This is a genomic window from Hymenobacter segetis (genome assembly GCF_038448715.1).
Classification (GTDB): Bacteria; Bacteroidota; Bacteroidia; order Cytophagales; family Hymenobacteraceae; genus Hymenobacter; species Hymenobacter segetis.
The window spans coordinates 55,630-73,673 of record NZ_JBCEVZ010000013.1; the positions used below are offsets into that span (position 1 = coordinate 55,630).

At 59.6% G+C, this 18,044-nt stretch carries 17 protein-coding genes; 14 read left to right on the forward strand and 3 right to left on the reverse strand.

Translation table 11 applies throughout. The annotated features are described in order from the left end of the window. Window positions 1–43: 43 nt before the first annotated feature. From AAFH49_RS07660 to AAFH49_RS07670, 3 genes are all read right to left on the reverse strand, one after another. Window positions 44–2,353 carry a T9SS type A sorting domain-containing protein gene (locus AAFH49_RS07660; RefSeq protein ID WP_342297062.1) on the reverse strand — a complete coding sequence of 770 codons (2,310 nt, stop codon included), beginning with the start codon at window positions 2,351–2,353 and terminating at the stop codon, window positions 44–46. Between the two features lie 160 nt (window positions 2,354–2,513). After that, entirely contained in the window at window positions 2,514–3,551 is a 1,038-nt protein-coding gene (mnmH, locus tag AAFH49_RS07665) for a tRNA 2-selenouridine(34) synthase MnmH (protein ID WP_342297063.1), read from the reverse strand. A gap of 114 nt (window positions 3,552–3,665) precedes the next feature. Beyond that, window positions 3,666–4,379 carry a pyridoxine 5'-phosphate synthase gene (locus AAFH49_RS07670; RefSeq protein WP_342297064.1) on the reverse strand — a complete coding sequence of 238 codons (714 nt, stop codon included), beginning with the start codon at window positions 4,377–4,379 and terminating at the stop codon, window positions 3,666–3,668. A gap of 162 nt (window positions 4,380–4,541) precedes the next feature. On the opposite strand from AAFH49_RS07670, the gene AAFH49_RS07675 reads away from it, so the two are divergent. The 14 genes from AAFH49_RS07675 to AAFH49_RS07740 all read left to right on the forward strand — a co-directional run bounded on the left by AAFH49_RS07675 (window position 4,542) and on the right by AAFH49_RS07740 (window position 18,028). After that, a complete protein-coding gene (locus AAFH49_RS07675) occupies window positions 4,542–5,003 on the forward strand; it encodes a GatB/YqeY domain-containing protein (protein WP_342297065.1) in 462 nt (153 codons plus the stop codon). A gap of 93 nt (window positions 5,004–5,096) precedes the next feature. Then, a complete protein-coding gene (locus AAFH49_RS07680) occupies window positions 5,097–5,627 on the forward strand; it encodes a CvpA family protein (protein WP_342297066.1) in 531 nt (176 codons plus the stop codon). Window positions 5,628–5,629: 2 nt separating this feature from the next. Continuing rightward, on the forward strand, window positions 5,630–6,226 hold the full coding sequence (locus tag AAFH49_RS07685) for an anthranilate synthase component II (RefSeq protein WP_342297067.1): 597 nt from the start codon (window positions 5,630–5,632) through the stop codon (window positions 6,224–6,226). 11 nt (window positions 6,227–6,237) lie between these two features. After that, window positions 6,238–7,020, forward strand: a complete 783-nt coding sequence (locus AAFH49_RS07690; RefSeq protein ID WP_342297068.1) for an alpha/beta fold hydrolase — start codon at window positions 6,238–6,240, stop codon at window positions 7,018–7,020. A 135-nt stretch (window positions 7,021–7,155) separates the two neighbouring features. Then, window positions 7,156–7,830: a CBS domain-containing protein gene (locus tag AAFH49_RS07695; protein WP_342297070.1), complete on the forward strand. Its 675-nt coding sequence runs from the start codon at window positions 7,156–7,158 to the stop codon at window positions 7,828–7,830. Window positions 7,831–7,860: 30 nt separating this feature from the next. After that, window positions 7,861–9,291 carry a BamA/TamA family outer membrane protein gene (locus tag AAFH49_RS07700; RefSeq protein ID WP_342297072.1) on the forward strand — a complete coding sequence of 477 codons (1,431 nt, stop codon included), beginning with the start codon at window positions 7,861–7,863 and terminating at the stop codon, window positions 9,289–9,291. An 80-nt stretch (window positions 9,292–9,371) separates the two neighbouring features. Next, window positions 9,372–10,265: an NAD kinase gene (locus AAFH49_RS07705; protein ID WP_342297074.1), complete on the forward strand. Its 894-nt coding sequence runs from the start codon at window positions 9,372–9,374 to the stop codon at window positions 10,263–10,265. A 138-nt stretch (window positions 10,266–10,403) separates the two neighbouring features. After that, window positions 10,404–11,285, forward strand: a complete 882-nt coding sequence (locus AAFH49_RS07710) for a DUF6089 family protein (protein WP_342297076.1) — start codon at window positions 10,404–10,406, stop codon at window positions 11,283–11,285. A gap of 90 nt (window positions 11,286–11,375) precedes the next feature. Further along, a complete protein-coding gene (gene porG / locus AAFH49_RS07715; RefSeq protein ID WP_342297078.1) occupies window positions 11,376–12,089 on the forward strand; it encodes a type IX secretion system protein PorG in 714 nt (237 codons plus the stop codon). A gap of 132 nt (window positions 12,090–12,221) precedes the next feature. Next, window positions 12,222–12,968, forward strand: coding sequence for an undecaprenyl pyrophosphate synthase (locus tag AAFH49_RS07720; protein ID WP_342297080.1), 747 nt, complete (start codon window positions 12,222–12,224; stop codon window positions 12,966–12,968). 9 nt (window positions 12,969–12,977) lie between these two features. Continuing rightward, entirely contained in the window at window positions 12,978–15,503 is a 2,526-nt protein-coding gene (gene bamA / locus AAFH49_RS07725) for an outer membrane protein assembly factor BamA (RefSeq protein ID WP_425293322.1), read from the forward strand. Between the two features lie 38 nt (window positions 15,504–15,541). Next, on the forward strand, window positions 15,542–16,219 hold the full coding sequence (locus AAFH49_RS07730) for an OmpH/Skp family outer membrane protein (RefSeq protein ID WP_342297084.1): 678 nt from the start codon (window positions 15,542–15,544) through the stop codon (window positions 16,217–16,219). A gap of 41 nt (window positions 16,220–16,260) precedes the next feature. Beyond that, window positions 16,261–16,902 (forward strand): OmpH/Skp family outer membrane protein, encoded by a 642-nt coding sequence (locus AAFH49_RS07735; RefSeq protein ID WP_425293323.1) that lies wholly within the window; start codon window positions 16,261–16,263, stop codon window positions 16,900–16,902. A 73-nt stretch (window positions 16,903–16,975) separates the two neighbouring features. Beyond that, the gene (locus AAFH49_RS07740; RefSeq protein ID WP_342297088.1) at window positions 16,976–18,028 is read left to right on the forward strand and encodes an RluA family pseudouridine synthase; all 1,053 of its coding nucleotides are present in this window, start codon (window positions 16,976–16,978) and stop codon (window positions 18,026–18,028) included. Window positions 18,029–18,044: the final 16 nt, after the last annotated feature.

Sequence of the window (18,044 nt, forward strand, 5' to 3'; positions counted from 1 at the left end):
GCTGACCATGCGGTCAGCCCTTTTTTATGCAGTGTGGGGGTGGTTATTCCACTACCACGCGCTTCACTACGAGGTCGGTGCCGGATTTCAGGGCCAGCGTGTAGATGCCGGGGGCAAGGCTGCTCACGTTGAAATCGGCGGTGCCGCCGGCGGCAGGCAGGCTCAGCTGGCGCGACTGCACTACCTGGCCCAGAGCGTTGCTTAGCGTGGCCGAGGCGGTGCGCAGGCTGGTGGGCACGCTGAGCTGGAAGCTCTGGCGCGCGGGGTTGGGGTACAGGCTCACGGTGGCGGCCAGGGCGGCGTTGGTAGTGGCCGTGATGGTGCTCAGCGTTGCGGCCAAAGCCGGGCGGAACGTAACGCCGGCCAGGCTGCCCAGGTCCGCGAATGTGGTGCCATCAAAAACATAGAAGGTATTCAGGCGTAACGGCGACTCGGTCTGGTAAGCCAGGCCTAGGTTGGTGGTCGTGAGCTGGCGCACCCCTACGAAGAAATCACCGGTAACCGCAGTAGCCGGGATGGTCACCACATCGGCACCACCGGCTAACGGCCGCACCCGGGCGGGAGACGTGTATAGCACCGTGCCGGGGGTACCGGTAGCGGATACGGCTGCTACCAGCACCTGATAGTTGTTCGAGGCGGTGGCCGTGCCTACGAAGGTGGGCGTTACGGCCGTCACGGCGGCGTTGGCGGTGCTGGCGGTGTATTTGGCGTAGAAGGCGGCCGTGGTCACCGTGGTAGAGTTCGAGCCAATGCCACCCGCAAAGGTGGTGGTGGCCGGCGATACGTAGCTCAGACCATTGGCGGAAACAACTTGGGGCTCGGCCAGCGAATTATTGGTGGTTACGGCATCGTTGGGTACGCTGACGCTGACGGTCACGGTGTTGGTGCCAATCGTGCCGCTGGGGTAGGCGGCGAATACCACGGTGGCCGAAGCGCCGGCGGCCAGGCTGGCCACGGTCTGCGTGTTGGTGAAGGTATTGGCTCCCGTCACGTTCAGCGTCACGGTCACATTGGTTTGGGCAGCGGTGCCCACGTTCTTCACCACGGCCTGCACCGCGTGGGGAGACACATAAGGCGAGAGCTGCCCGAGGGTATAAATGGCGCTTACCGCTGCATCATTCGCGGCCGGCGCCGTGACGCAAATGGAGAACGCGCCGCTGGCGGGGCTGGCGAAGTAGGAGTAGTAACGCACCAGATACGTGGTGCCGGCCGTGAGCGTGGTCAGGGTCAGGGTTTCGTTGTTGCCACTTGCATCCGAGCAGGCCAGGCTAACCGGCGCGCCGCAAGCGCCGGAAAACACTTCCATCACGCCATCAAAGGCACCGGTGATGGCGATGGTGTGCGTAGAACCGGTGGCCGTGAAGCTATACCACACATCCTGGGCGGCCGTGGCCGTGTAGCCGCCGCAAAGGATGGGTGCCAGCGACTGGGTGGCGCCGGCTACGCTGCCGGTCGTGGGGGTGCAGGTGGTGCCGGGCGTCAGGACCGTGGCCGTGGCGCAGTCGTCATTCGCTACCGTGGGGGCGGTGGCGGTGCCGGGCACGAAGCGGTAGGTACGCCCTACATCGGGCCGAACTGAGCCCCGATAATTGTAGAAGTTATTCGTGAAGTCGTAGTAGCCGGTGATGAAAGGCGTGGTGCTCCACAGTGCGGCCGAGCTGGAGCGGTCGGCCAGCACGGTTTGCCCGTTCGCAATGCCCGAGCCTTTGATGCCCACCACGGCAAACCGGTAGTCATCCGGGTTTGGCCCCTGGGTGGTGGTGCCGTACACGAATTCAATGTTGCCCGTGGTTTCGTACAGCTTCACCTGGAAATTCATCGAGCCGTATTGCAGGTCGTATTCCAGGGTTTTATCGGCCACGTTTTTCCACTGGATGGTGCACACCCGGTTGGGGGCCGTGCCGGTGGTGGCCACGCGGTACTCGGTACCGCCCGCGGCCGAGCCGGCGGTCAGGTCGAAGTTGAAGGGCGCGATGATGTTAACATCGGCGGCATCGGCACTGTAGATGGGGTCTTCCTGCGTAGCCGTGCCCGATTCCGGCAAAAACAAGTCGGCCGCCGACGGGGCCGTGGCTCCGAGCTTGAGGAAGCCGTTCGTGTTCAGCACGAATTGGGTGAAGGCCGTGCCGTTGTAAGTAAACGTGAAGCCAATCGGCTGGGCGGCCGAGTTGGCGTCGTCGGTATTGGCCGTGGCGATGGCGGTGCCAGTAGCAGCCAGGTCGGTGTAGGTGCCGGCGGTGTTCACCACATTGGCCGGGTCATAGCCCAATTGGGCGTGGGCCGCAAACGGCAATAACGCGAACGGCAGCAGCCGGCCGGCGTGTTTAAGCCGGGTTTGTAAGTTTGTTAACATGAGGAGGGTGGAGAAGTGGGGAATAAAAAAAGGTAAAAAAATAGGATGCGCGGGGCCGGCATCCAATGGGTAATCAATAGAAAAGGCCGCAGCCTTAGTGCACCGGCAAATGACGGTGCCGTGCCGGCTACTGTTGCACAATTATCGACTGACAGCGCTTTTACCGCGACGTTTGGGCCGTTTCGGCAGCGGCGTGTAGCAGCCGCGCGGCATTCGCGGCGGCATCGCAGCCGGGTACCGGTACGAAAGTACGGGGCGGCTCCTCGGGGCGCGGGGCTAGGCCGTAGGTGTAGGTCTTGTCATAATAATCGAGCACCAGCTCCACCATCAGCGGGAAGTCGCCGGCCGCCACGGCGGCCAGGGCCTGCTGGGTGGCCAAGCCGCCCAAGCGCTTGCGCAGGCGCTCGATGGCCTCGGCCAGCAGCTGCGGGTCTTCGGCCCCGTACTCGGCGGCCAGCTTGGCCACGCGGGCGGCGCGGGGCACTTCCAGCACGTAGCGCGGGGCGGCCTGCAATTGGGCAAACAGCCCGGGCGGGATGGTGAGGCGGCCAATCTGCCGGCTTTCGTCTTCTACCCAAATAGGTGCATCGGTAGGCAGCCGGGCCAGGGCGGCGGCCAGGTTGTTCTCGAACTGCTCCTGCGTGGGCTGGGTTGGCTGCCCAATGCTGCCGAAGGCCGAACCCTTGTGGTGGGCCAGCCCTTCGAGGTCGAGCACCAATTGGTCGGGCGTGGTGGCCAGCTCGTGCAGCACGTCGGTTTTGCCGCTGCCGGTGAGGCCGCCTAGCACCCGCCATTGTCGGGGCTGCGCAAAAGAGGCCAGCACAGCCCGGCGGTAGTCCTTGTAGCCGTGGTCGAGCAGGTGGACTTTGAAGCCGGCCAGCTCCAGCAGCCACAGCACCGCGCCGCTGCGCATGCCGCCGCGCCAGCAGTGCAGGCGCACTTCCTTGCCGGGCACCAGCTTTTTGGCCTGCTTCACCATCTGGGACATCTTCGGCCCGAAAAACTCCAGGCCCAGGTGCACGGCCCGCTCCTGGCTCACCTGCTTGTAGGTGGTGCCGATGCGGGCCCGCTCCTCATCGGTAAACAGCGGCAGGTTGAGCGCGCCCGGCACGTGGCCCTGGGCAAACTCAATGGGGGCCCGCACGTCGAGAATCGGGTAGGGGAGGTCTTGGAATTCAGAAAGAGGATGGCGGGGCATGGCGGATGTGTACGTGCTTATAGTGAAAAGGACCGGCCGCACTTCGGAGACGCCGGACGCCGGCGGCGGGTGCCACTTACCCCCTTGGGCATGGCCCGCCGCCGCCGGCGGGTGCTACTTCAGCTGCCGCAGGTACAGCTGCACCGTGTTTTCGAGGCCCAGATACAGGGCGTCGCACACCAGGGCGTGGCCGATGCTCACTTCGGCCAGCTCGGGCAGTTGCTGGTGCAGCCAGGCCAGGTTGTCGAGGTCGAGGTCGTGGCCGGCGTTCACGCCCAGGCCCAACTGGCCGGCGCGGGCGGCCGTGGCGCGGTAGGGGGCCACGGCGGCTTCGCGGTCGGCGAGGTACTGCACGGCGTAGGCTTCGGTGTAGAGCTCGATGCGGTCGGTGCCGGTGCTGGCGGCGGCTTCCACCAGGTTCACGTCGGGGTCGAGGAAGATGCTCACGCGGGCCCCGAAGGACTTCAGCTCGGCCACCACTTCGCGCAGAAACTGCTGGTGCGTCACTACGTCCCAGCCCGCGTTGGAGGTGATGGCGTCGGGCGCGTCGGGCACCAGCGTCACCTGCTCGGGGCGCACCTCGCGGCACAGGTCCAGGAAGTCGGGGGTGGGGTTGCCCTCCACGTTCAGCTCGGTGGTCACGATGTGCTTGAGGTCACGCACGTCTTGGTAGCGGATGTGACGCTCGTCGGGACGCGGGTGCACCGTGATGCCCTCGGCCCCGAAGCGCTCGATGTCGCGGGCGGCCTGCAGAATATCGGGGCGGTTGTGGCCCCGGGCATTGCGCAGGGTGGCCAGTTTGTTGATGTTGACGCTGAGCTTGGTCATGGAATTAAAGAAAGAAGGGTAGGAGAGGGCGCGGGCCGGTTGTCATCCTTGCCGGCTGGTTGCCGTAGCTTCGGGGCGAAATTACGTCTGGTGCCACCGTCGGGCGCGGCCGGCCGTATTTCCCTCGTACAACCTGCGCTAACCCGCCCAACCATCCATCCCATGCTCAAAACCACTATCGACGCCGCCATCAAGCAAGCCATGCTCGCCAAAGACAAGGTGCGCCTCACCGCCCTGCGCAGCATCAAATCGCAAATCATGCTGGCCGAAACCGCCGAGGGCGCCAGCGAAGCCGGCCTCACGCCCGAAGCCGAGCTCAAGCTCCTCAACAAAGCCGCCAAGCAGCGCCGCGACGCCGCCGCCATCTACAAAGAGCAGTTCCGCTCCGACCTCGAAGAAACCGAGCTCGCCGAACTGGCCATCATCGAAGAATACCTGCCCGCCCAGCTCACCGAAGCCGATTTGGTGGAGAAGCTGGTCCACATCATCCAGCGCGTAGGTGCCACTGGCCCTTCCGACCTGGGCAAAGTAATGGGCGTAGCCGCCCGCGAGCTCTCCGGCCAGGCCGACGGCAAGCGCATCTCCGACGTACTCGGGCATTTGCTGAACAACACGAACCTATAATCAATGAGTGAATGGGCGAATGGCTGAATAAGTGAATAAACTCGCTTGATAATTCAGCCATTCGCCCATTCACTCATTCACCCATTGTAAGCAATGACGGCCCTCGACATCCTCCTGCTCCTCCCGCTCGGCATCGGGGCCGTGAAGGGCTATCGGCGCGGGCTGGTGCTGGAAGTGGTGTCGCTGCTGGCCTTCGTGCTGGGCGTGGTGGGCGGGCTGAGCCTGCTCTCGGCCGCCGTGCCGCTGGTGCGGCAGTACGTGGGCGATGCCTTCGGAATGCTACCGCTGGTGTCGTTCGCGCTGGTGTTCGTGGCCATTATGTGGGGTGTGCACCTGCTGGGCGGCCTGCTCAAAACCGCCGTCCACCTCACCCCGCTGGGCGTGCTCGATAATTTGTTGGGCGGCGCGGCCGGCGTCATTAAGTGGCTGCTGGGCTTGAGCCTGCTGCTCTACGGCACCCGAATATCGGGCCTGATGCTTCTCTCGCCCAATTTGGTGGCGGGCTCTCAAATCCTGCCCATTGTAAAGCAGGCCACGCCGCTGGCCCTGCAAATCACGGGCTACGTGCTGCCCGTTGGGCAGGACCTGCTGGGACGAATGCGGGCGGCGTTTGTTAAAAGCTGACCATGCGCCTGCTGCTGCTTGATAACTTCGACTCCTTCACCTTCACCCTGGCCGATTATCTGCGCCAACTGGGGGCCGAAGTCGTAGTGCGCCGCAACGACGTGCCCTTGGCCGAGCTAAACGTGCCCGAGTTCGATGGCGTCGTGCTCTCGCCCGGCCCCGGCACCCCGGCCGAAGCCGGCGTTATGCCGGCCGTTATCCACGCGTTTCATCAGCAAATGCCCATGCTGGGCGTGTGCCTGGGCCACCAGGCGCTGGGTGAGTTTTTCGGGGGCGAAGTGGTGCGGGCCGCCCGCCCCATGCACGGCAAAGTCACCGACATGCGCTGCGATACCTCCGACCCGCTCTTTGCCAGGCTGCCGGCCGTGCAACCCATCACGCGCTACCACTCGCTCATTCTCGCCGAGCCCCTGCCGGCCGTGCTCCAGGCCCTGGCCCACACCACTGGCCCGGCCCCCGAGCTTATGGCCTTGCGCCACCGCACGTTGCCGCTCTACGGCGTGCAGTTTCATCCCGAAGCCCTGCTCACCCCGCACGGGCTGGCAATTTTGGGCAATTGGCTCCGCTGTTGTATCATTGCCAAAACCGCCGGTAATTGAGGAAATACGAGATGGAATTGCGCCGCCAGCACCAGCACGGGTACGAATTTGTGGATGAAGGCCAGGGGCCGGTATTGCTGCTGCTGCACGGCCTGTTCGGGGCCCTGAGCAACTGGCAGGATGTAGTGCAAGAGTTCTCGCCCGACTACCGCGTCATAATCCCCCTGCTGCCCGTCTACGACATGCCCCTAACCCAAGCCGGTGTACCGGGCTTGGTCGCCTACGTCGAAGGGTTCGTGAAAGCCCTTGAATTACCGGCCACGTTCACCGTGCTCGGCAACTCCCTCGGCGGCCACATCGCCTTGGTCTACACCCTGAAAAACCCCGCCCGCGTCAGCCGGCTGGTGCTTACCGGCAGCAGCGGCCTGTTCGAGGACAGCATGGGCGGCTCCTTCCCCAAGCGCGGCAACTACGCCTACGTGCAGGAGCGGGTGGGCTATACTTTCTACGACCCCAAAGTAGCCACCCAGGAGCTGGTCGATGAAGTGTTCAACGTGACCAACTCCAATGCCAAGTGCCTGCGCATAATTGCTATCGCGCGCTCGGCCCAGCGCCACAACCTGAGCAAGGAACTGGCTAAAATCACCGTGCCCACGCTATTGGTCTGGGGCCTGAATGATACCATCACGCCGCCGCCCGTAGCCCACGAGTTCGAGCGTCTGCTGCCCCACGCCGAGCTACGCTTCCTCGACCACTGCGGCCACGCCCCCATGATGGAGCGCCCCGCCGGCTTCAATGCCTACCTGCGCCACTTTTTGCGTACTACCGAAGCCACCCCCGCCCTGGCTGCCTAAAAGGCCGATATCCTTCTGCCGGCCCGATTGTTGTTCACTATTCCATCACCCGCCCGGTGATAATTTATGCCTTTCACTTATTTCTTTTCACCCAATTCGGCATCTATATCTCATCCCTCCTAAACTGCTACTAATATGCCCGCCCTGCTTGCCGAAGACCTCCTCAACGAAATGATTCCGCCCCTCAAGGGCACCGATTCGGCGGGCAAGGCAGCGCGCTGGCTCGATGAATTTCACGTGGCCCAGCTGCCCGTGCTCGACAACCGGCACTATCGCGGCCTCGTCACCGAAGCCGACCTCGCCGATTTCGACGACCCCGAAACACCCCTCTCCGAAATGCCCCTGGGCTACGCCGATGCCTTCGTGCGCCCCGACCAGCACTTCTACCGCGTGATGGAGCTGGCCATTGAAAATAAAATCCAGCTCGTGCCCGTCGTCGATGAGCACCAGGAATACGCCGGCGTGGTCACCATTGCCGATGCGCTGGCTGCTTTCGGGCAGCAACCGGCCGGCGGCCAGGGTGGCATCATCGTCCTCACCATGGAGGAGCGCGACTATTCGCTCACCCAAATCAGCCGCTATGTCGAGGAAAACAACGCCAAAATCATGAGTGCCCTGGTCGCTCAGGATGAAGTCGACCCCCACCGCATCCGCCTCACGCTGAAGCTGAATACCGACAACCTGACCCGCATCACGGCCACGCTGGAGCGGTTCGGCTACGTCGTGACGGCCCAGTTCAGCGGCACCGCCGTTGCCAACGACGACGAGCAGGAGCGCTACGATGCCCTCCTGCGCTACTTGAGCGTGTAAAGTCGGGTGCTGTTCGGAATCCTTCTTTCGTTGCGACTGCTGCTGGCTAGTCTGGTGCCAGCTCAGGCCGATACGTTGCCGCGTCCGCTACGCCCCGTGGTCGCCCCCGCCGATACGCTCGTGCGAATCGTGCCCTGCCCAGGCATCGAACGGGCACCAGTCGGTACCATCCTTTTCGCGGGCAATGCCGTCACCAAAGACCGCATCCTACGGGCTGAGCTCGACTTTCACGAAGGCGATACCCTGGCCCTGGCCGACTTGCCGGCCCGCCTCGAGTCCAACCGCCGCCGGCTGTTCAATCTCCAACTGTTTCATGCCGTGGTGGTGCAATCCAGTTGCACCGGTGGCCGACTGCTCATCGTGTTCGGGGTGCAGGAGCGGTGGTACACCTTCCCGGTGCCCATTCTCTCATTGGCCGACCGCAACCTGCGTTCCTGGCTCGACCGCGCCGACCGCTGGCGGCGCGTTGACTACGGTGTGCATCTTGTACGCAGCAATTTTCGCGGCCGCAACGAACAGCTCATCGCCAACCTGCAATTAGGTTTCAATCGCAAATACGAGCTGTTCTACGAAGCCCCCGGCCTGGGCCACTATCGGCGGCTGGGCCTCGGCGTAGGCGCGTCCTATTTCCAAAGCCACACCCTCGACTATAGCACGCTGGCCGACCGCCTCACCCCATTCCGGGCCGATGAAAGCTTCCCCATTCAGCGCTTCTACGTCACGGGTGGCCTGCGCTTTCGGCACACCGTCCAGTTTCTCACGGCCATCAACGTGTCCTACCACCGCGAGCAAATCAGCGACTCGGTCAATTATCACAACCCCGTCTACTACCTAGGCCGCACCCAGCGCGAATACCTCGACCTGAACCTCACCAGCACCCGCAACCAGCGCAATACTTTCGCCTACCCGCTCACCGGCAAGTATGCCCAGGCCGCGCTCACGCACCGCGTCTTCCTCGACGGCACAACGCCCAGCATCACCACCCTGCACCTCAACTACACCCGCTACCTGGCCCTCGGCCGCGAATTCTACTACAGCGTCGGCCTCACCGGCCAAGCCCGCCTCACCCGCCAGCTTGCCTACGCCGACAGCCGCGCCCTCGGCTATGACGACCTGGTGCGCGGCTACGACCAGTACGTTATCGACGGCCGCCACTACGCCCTGTTGCAGCAGGGTATCTCGTACCCGCTGCTGCGGCCCCAGCCCATCCGCCTGCAATCCATCGACAACCCCAAAGTCAACACCATCCCGCTCGCCCTCTATATCAATATCTTTGCCGATGCCGGCTACGTCGTCGCCCCTCATCCCTTGCCCCAAAACCGCCTGCCCAATCAGCTGTTGAGTGCCGTCGGCCTCGGCCTGCACCTCGTCACCTACTACGACCGCGTGTTTACCGCCGAATACACCCTCAACGGATTAGGACAAACCGGCTACTTTTTCCGGGCCGAATTCCCGATTTAGCCGCTCTATCTTCGCCACTCAGGTTATTTATTTGTTACGTAAGCCCGCCGCCGCGTTACGTAATCCGCTCTCCCCTCCGCATGAAAATCGCCATTTTCGGTAAGCCTTTCGACGACGAAGCCGCCCCGGCCATTCAGGCCCTGCTCGACGATTTGGCCGCCCGCCGGGCCGAAGTCCGCATTGGCGAAGCCTTCCGCACCTTCCTCGACAACCGTCTGCGCCTGCCCGAAGGCACCACCGAGTTTCACCGCGGCGACTCGCTGCGCGGCGTCCAGTTCGTGCTCAGCATCGGTGGCGACGGCACCCTGCTTGACACCGTCACTTACGTTGGTAGCCTCCAGATTCCGATTCTCGGCATCCACACCGGCCGCTTGGGCTTCCTGGCCACCATCACCCCCGACCGCATTTCCCAGGCCATCGATGCCCTCTTCAAAGGCCATTTCACCATCGAGGAGCGTAGCCTGATTCGCGTCGATACCGACCCCGACGTGTTCGGGAGCCTCAATTTCGGCCTCAACGAGTTCAGCGTCCTCAAGCGCGACACCTCGTCCATGATTGTCGTTCACACCTACATCGATGGCGAATACCTGAATTCCTACTGGGCCGATGGCCTCGTGGTAGCCACGCCCACCGGCTCCACCGGCTACTCCCTGAGCTGCGGCGGCCCGGTAATGCTACCCCAGACAAACAATTTTATCATTGCTCCCGTATGCCCCCACAATCTGAATGTGCGCCCCTTGGTGGTGTCCGACCAGAGCGTGATTTCCTTCGAAATTGAAGGCCGCAGTTCCAGCTACATGCTGGCGCTCGACTCCCGCTCCCTGCCCGTCGAAGCGTCCGTCCAGATAGCCGTTCGCCGAGAAGCTTTCAATGCTCGTCTAGTAAAACTCAATCACGTTAACTTCCTCAGTACCTTGCGCAGCAAACTCAATTGGGGCCTCGACCGCCGGAACCCAGCCGGCATCCAGGTTTAAAAACAGAGTTTTTTGTTGAAAAAATTGTCGAAACTTTTTTTAGTTCCCGATTAGCCCTACTTTTGTCACCGTCTGAAACTGTGCGCTCTCTGCACTGCTCTTACCCGCCGAACCTAGTATCATCATTTTAGTTGCCTTATGAAAAATATTTTCACGTATTCTACGGCCGTAGTGCTCGGGCTGGCTTTGGTGGCAACACCAGAGGCGGATGCCCAGCAGTTCAGCAAGCGGAAGCAATACAACTCCATAGGCTTCAGCCTGAATGCTATGAACTACTTCGGGGATTTGACGCCCGTAACTAGCTTCACTAGCTTGCGTTTAGGCGCTACCCGGGTTGGTGCTGGCGTTTCTATTACCCGTCGCTTCTACCCACGTTTGTCGGGCCGCTTCGGCTTGTCTTACGGTCGTATCTCGGGCGATGACTCGTTCGTTAACGACCAGGACCCGGATGCTCGCTTCCGCAACAACCGCAACATGAATTTCCGGAATGATATTCTGGAAGCTTCGGCCGTTGCCATCGTTGACCTTATCGAAAACCGCAACAACTACCTCAAGCGTCCGGACTTTGTGCCTTACGTTTTTGCTGGTGTAGCCGGTTTCTACTCCAATCCCCAAGGCCTGGATAACCGTACTGGTAACTATGTTGACCTGCAGCCGCTGAAAACCGAAGGTCAGGCAACTGCCTACGGCAAGACGCAGCTCTCGATTCCGTTCGGTGGTGGTATCCGCTACCGCATCAACCGCAACTTTGATGCAAGCCTGGAAATCGGCTGGCGCAAAACATTCACCGATTACCTTGACGACGTAGGAGGCAAATATGCTGACCAGTCCAAGCTAACCACTGATGCAGCGGCTTATTTTGGCCACAACATCACTAAGGACCGCACCAAGTTCCCCGGTTTCGACAATGCTGGTGAGCAGCGTGGCGACTCGGGCAATAAAACCGACTGGTACATCGTAACAGGTGTAACGTTGAACTACATCTTGACGCCCCGCATCAAGAACCCCAAATTCCGCTAGCCAGCGACTGCTGGCTTAGGTTTCTCTTTCCGAGTCAGCAATTACTAAATGACGAATTCAGGTTTCAAAAACGTACTCCTCGCTTGCTTCATGCAGGCGGGGAGTACGTTTTTTTGCGCTTCGGCCAACGCTCAGAATACCAGCGAAATAGGTATTGGTATTGGCGCTACCAATTATCGGGGCGAAATATCACCCGATTTTCAGCTGCAAAACAGTCGGCCCGCTTTCACCGCCTTTTATCGTAAGGATGTATCGGTGCCCATCACCTTACGGGGAGGCTTCACCGCCGGCTTCCTGCGGGGGGCTGACGATAATGTGACGGGTGTGAATGGCGGAGTGCCCCCGCTCCAGGCCTACCGCCAGGCCAATACCAAAGGCAGCGTGCTCGAAGCATCGGCGGTAGTGGAGTACAACTTCATGGATTATCATTACCGGACCGATAAGGTGCATTTCACGCCATATCTATTTGCCGGCCTGGCCGGATTTTACGCCAATACCACTACGGTATCCAACAACCCGCTTCTACAGGCTAGCTTTAACCAGAAAGGCAGCATGTTGGGACTGGCTATTCCGGCCGGAGTGGGTATGAAGTATGCCCTTTCGGAACACCTGAATCTGGGTCTGGAAGTGGGGGTGCGCAAAACATTTACGGACCAACTCGACCATTTGAGTACGCAAGACCCACTGCTGGTAAATGTTCATGACCAGGATTGGTATTATTATAGTGGTGTCAGCTTATCCTATACGTTCTATAAAATCCGCTGCCCCGACCAATATAAAAAGAATAAGAAGCTGCTAAAGTAGTAGTTAGCTTTAATGCGGTAGGTGGCTCCTGTATAAATGTGAGAGGTATATAGCGGAAGGCCAGTATTGGTGTTCGGCTGCTAAATGCAACCATTTCCGTAACTTGCGGGCTCTTTTAGCGAAACCGCAAAGATGACCGGCAAGGCCGAAATTGATACTCAAAATATTCCCGCTCACGTCGCCGTCATCATGGATGGCAATGGGCGGTGGGCCAAGCAACGTGGAGGCTTGCGCGTCTTTGGTCACCAGAGCGCCATCACTGCCGTGCGTGAAACTGTGGAGGAAGCGGCCGAATTAGGGGTGCGCTATCTGACGCTATACGCGTTTTCTACGGAGAATTGGAATCGCCCGGCGCTGGAAGTAATGGCGCTGATGCAGCTGCTGGTGCACACCATCCGGCAGGAAACGGCTACGCTGCTGAAGAATAGCATTCGCCTGGAAGCCATTGGCGACTTGGCTACTTTGCCCAAAAATTGCCAGCGTGAGTTGGCCGAGGCAATGGAACTGACCAAGGAGGGCACTCGCATGACGCTGGTGCTCGCCCTGAGCTACAGTGGCCGCTGGGACCTTACCCAGGCGGCCAAGCGGATGGCTGCCGATGTGGCTACCGGTCAGCTCCAGCCCAGCCAGATAACCGAAACCACGGTGGCGAGCTACTTGGTGACGGCTAAAATGCCGGACCCGGAACTTCTTATCCGAACCAGCGGCGAACAGCGGATTAGTAATTTTTTGCTATGGCAGCTGGCCTATACTGAGTTGTACATCACCGATTTGCTGTGGCCGGACTTTCGGAAGGAGCATTTCCAGGAGGCCATTCGGGCGTATCAGCGCCGGGAGCGGCGGTTTGGCAAAACCAGTGAGCAAGTCACTGTATCTTAAATTTTTGTAATGTTTATTGTGCGTAATTTTTTTATCAAGTGTGCGCTTGTGGTGGCTGTGTTGGCAGGCCTAGTAGCCCAGCCAATGCATGTGCAGGCCCAGGGAACTGCCGGAGCTGATGAGCCCAAAAAGTACGAGCTGGGGGGCATCACCATTAGCGGTGCCCGTTACCTCGACCCCAATACGCTGATTGGCCTGACTGGTTTGCGCGTGGGTGACCCCATTAGTGTTCCGGGGGAGGAGATTGGCAAATCCATCCGCAAGCTGTGGGCCCAGGGTATTCTCGGCGACGTGAGTGTGACGGTGGCCCGCATCGAGGGCAACAAGATTTTCCTCGACTATAACCTGAAGGAGCGGCCGCGCTTGTCGAAGTTTACTTTCACGGGTATTAAAAAGGGGCAAACCGAAGACCTGACCAAGAAAATTACGCTGATTCGGGGCAAGGTGGTAACGGATGCCCTGATGAACAATGCGCGGACGCAAGTGCGCAAGTTCTTTGTGAACAAAGGCTACCTGGATACTAAGGTGAACATTGTGCAGGTTGCCGATTCGAGCTTGTCGAATAGCGTGGCTTTGCGCATTGACGTGGACAAAGGCTCGAAAGTGCGCATCCACGAAATTACTTTTGAAGGTAATAAAGCCTTTACTGACCGGAAGCTGAAAGGCAAGCTCAAGAAAACCAAGGAGCGCAAGCCATATAAGTTCCTGACCCCTGGCAAGTTTCAGCGTAGTGAGTACGAAGAGGACAAGAAGAAGCTGCTAGAGTTTTACAATGCCGAAGGCTACCGCGACGCAACCATTGTGAGCGATACGCTGACGCGCGACGAGAAAGGTTTGGCCCTGCGCATTACCGTAGACGAAGGCCCCAAATACTACTTCCGCCACATTACGTGGAACGGCAACTACCTCTACGACGATAAGACGCTGGCTAACGTACTAGGTATCAAACCCGGCAGCACGTACAGCAAGGAAATACTGGATAAGCGCCTGAACTACAACCCAACCGGGCAGGACATCTCTTCGCTGTACCTCAACGACGGCTACCTGTTCTTCACCATCGACCCGGTGGAAACCAAGGTTGAAGGCGACTCGATTGATATCGAGATGCGCTTGAACGAAGGCGTGCAAGCCCACATCAAAGACATTAACATCTCGGGCAATACCAAAACCAGCGACCACGTGCTGCGCCGCACCCTGCGCACGCTGCCCGGCGATAAATTCAATCGTGAATTGCTCATCCGTTCGCAGCGGGAAATTGCCACTTTGGGCTATTTTGACCCGGAAAAAATCGGCATCAACCCCATCCCCAACCAAGCCGATGGCACGGTTGATATCAACTACACGGTGGTAGAGAAGCCTTCGGACCAGGTTACCCTGTCGGGCGGCTGGGGTGGCTATGCCGGCTTTATTGGCACGGTGGGCCTGGTTTTCAACAACTTCTCGCTGCGCAAAGCGGGTACGCTGCGCAACTGGACGCCAGTGCCAGCCGGCGATGGCCAGCGCCTGTCGCTCAACGTGCAGGCCAATGGTCTGCAGTATCAGGCTTATTCCCTGTCATTTACGGAGCCTTGGCTGGGTGGCCGTCGGCCAAACTCGTTCTCGTTCAGCCTGAACCACAGTGTGCAGCGGACCGGTGCGGCCTTGGATGCGGCTTCGGACCAGTTTATCAAAGTAAACAGCGCCACGGTGGGCCTGGGCCGCCAGCTGCGCGTGCCGGATGACTACTTCACGCTCAGCAACTCGCTGTCGTATAGCCAGTACCAGACGCAGAACTACGCGGTTATTGCCGGGGCAGCTTCGGGTACGTTCAATAACATTACCCTGAACACCACGCTGGCCCGCAACAGCATCGATAATCCGACTTACACCCGCCGGGGCTCGTCGCTAAGCCTGAGCGTGAACCTGACGCCGCCTTATTCGCTGATTAACCCGGACCACCCCAGCAACAACCAGTGGATTGAATTCCACAAATGGATGTTCGATGCGTCGTGGTTTACTCCGATTGTGGGCAAGTTGGTGTTGAACACCCGCGCACACTTTGGCTACCTGGGAACGTACAATTCGAAGCGTGACGTAGGGCCGTTCGAACGCTTCAAAATGGGCGGTGCGGGCCTGGGCTACAACGGCGGCGGCAACTATTTGGTGGGTACCGACTACGTGGGCCTACGTGGTTATGACGACCCCAACGCGGCCTTCGCCATTCCGACGGCGCAGGCCAATCAGGCCGGCGGCATTGCCTTCAACAAGTACGTGCTGGAAATGCGCTACCCCGTCAGCCTCAACCCAGCCGCTACGGTGTACGTGCTGGGCTTTGCTGAAGCAGGTAATGCCTTCGATTCCTATCAGAACTACAACCCCTACAAGCTGTACCGTTCGGCGGGCGTAGGTGCTCGTATCTTCATGTCGGCCTTCGGTTTGTTGGGCTTCGACTTCGGCCACGGCTTCGACTCTGTGATTCCGCCCGTGGGCACGCCTGCCGGCACCAAGCAGGACCCCAACCACTTCCACTTCATCATTGGCCAGCAAATTCGCTAGCAAGGCACTAGCGAGCGGAGTTTCACGTTTCCTCCCGTATGAAGAATTTTGGTGGCCTGCTACTGGCCTTGTTGTTGCTAATTGTTGCCCCGAAAGCCCAGGCTCAGAAATTTGGCTGGGTCGATTCGGAGTTTATCATGGCCAAAATGCCGGAATACGCCAAGGCCCAACAGGAGTTGAATCTGCTGTCGGATACCTGGCAGAAAGAAATTGAAGCCCAGCAAAAAGACCTCGACAAGCTTCATCGCAACTATCAGAACGAAGAAGTGGTGCTCACGGAGGCCATGAAAAAGAAACGGCAGGACGAAATCTTGCTCAAGGAGCAGGAGCTGAAAGCCTACCGCAACAAACAGTTTGGCTACGAAGGCCAACTGTTCAAAAAGCGCCAGGAGCTGAATAAGCCGGTGCAGGATAAGGTATTTGAGGCCGTGGAAAAGGTGGCCAAGAAGAAATCACTGGCTGTTGTTTTCGATAAATCCGGCGACCTGACCATGCTCTATACCAACCCTGCTCACGATTATACTGAATTTGTGCTCGAAGAACTGGGCCTGGGTGCCGAGGACCGCAACCAGCCCGGCCCCAAAGGCGCGGTAAAGACGGTGGCCCCGCCCAAAACGCCGGTAGACCCTAACTTTGAATCGGACTCGGGTACGCCCGAAGCTGCGCCCGGTACCAAGCCGGTAACCAAGCCAGCGCGGCCGACTAATAAGAAGTAATTACCTTTGCCCCAATATTTTTCTGACCCTTTTCCTTTTTGATGAATCTCGTGAAAATCTTTCGTCTGACGCTCGCCGCCGCTCTGCTGACCGCCGGAACCCTGGCTGCCACTTCCGCGCAGGCCCAGGCCCCCCTGAAAATTGGTTACACCGATGTTCAGTACGTGTTATCCCAGATGACCGAAAGCAAGCAGATTGAGTCGGAGCTCAAAACCTACAACGACCAGCTTGCGGCCCAGCTGAAAAGCAAAAGCTCCGAGTTCGAAACCAAAGTGAAGGACTACCAGCAGAAATCCGGCACCATGACGGAGGTAGTGAAGGCTGACACCGAAAAGGAGTTGCAGCGCTTGCAGCAGTCCATTCAGGAGTTTCAGCGCACGGCCGAGCAGTCGTTGCAGCAGAAGCAGCAGACGCTGCTGAAGCCCGCTCTGGACAAGCTGCAAAAGAACATCGACCTCGTGGCTGACGAGAACGGTTTCACCTACGTGTTCAACTCCGATGGTGGTGGCAGCCCGCTGCTGTTGCACGCGCCCAAGGACGGCGATATTTCGGACCTCGTGCTGAAGAAAATGGGCATCACGCCCGGTGCTCAGGCCCCCATTAAATCGGGCCCGGCCTCGCCGGCTACCCCTGCGCCCGTTGCGCCTGGTGTGAACAAGACCAAGACCAAAACCAAGAAGTAAGCGGCAACCGCCGCCTGCCTAAAAAAGCCGGAGCACTCGCTCCGGCTTTTTTCATATACCACGACTTTGGGAAATGATAGACGACGAATTTGAGGCGGATGAGCTGCTCGATAGTGAGGCCGATGAAGAAGGTGGAGATGAGCTTTATGAGCATCACCGCATAGTAGTAGACCGCGGCCAGGAAATGCTGCGGATTGATAAGTTCCTGCACAGTCGGCTGCGTAATACGTCACGCAATAAGGTGCAGGAAGCCATCCGGGCGCTGGCCGTAGAGGTGAATGGGGTGGCCGTAAAGCCCAATTACCGGGTAAAGCCGCAGGATATTATCACCGTCACGCTGCCCGAGCCGCCGCGTGAAGGCCGCGTGATACCCGAGGAAATGCCCCTGGATATTCGCTATGAGGATGCGGAACTGCTCATCGTGAACAAGCCGGCCGGTTTGGTCGTGCACCCGGCCTATGGCCACTGGCAGGGCACGCTGGTAAATGGCCTAGCGCATCACCTCGCCAACCTGCCCACGGGGCGCAATGGGGAAATCCGGCCAGGGCTGGTGCACCGCATCGACAAGGATACGTCGGGCCTGCTGGTAATTGGCAAAACTGAGTTTGCCATGACGCATTTGTCGTTGCAGTTTTTCCACCACACCATTCAGCGTAGCTATCTGGCTCTGGTGTGGGGTACCCCGCCCGGCCCTACGGGCACGATAACGGGCCATATCGGCCGCAGCGTGCGCGACCGCAAGGTGCAGGCCGTCTATCCCGGCGGCGAGCAAGGGAAGCCCGCAGTGACGCATTATGAGGTGCTGGAGAGTTTCGGCCCGGTGACGCTGGTGCGCTGCGTACTGGAAACCGGCCGGACCCACCAGATTCGCGCCCACATGCAATACCTCGGCCATCCATTGTTTTCCGATGCAACCTACGGGGGCGACCGAATTCGCGTGGGCCAGAGCAACGGAACATACAAGGCATTTGTAGAAAATGCTTTCCAACTGATGCCGCGTCAGGCGCTGCACGCCCGCTCCCTTGGCTTCGTACATCCTACTTCCGGCGAGCAGCTGCTATTTGAAGCCGAGCTACCAGAGGACTTCGCCGCCGTACTGGAAAAATGGCGGGCCTGGGCCAGCTAAACTATAAGAGATAATA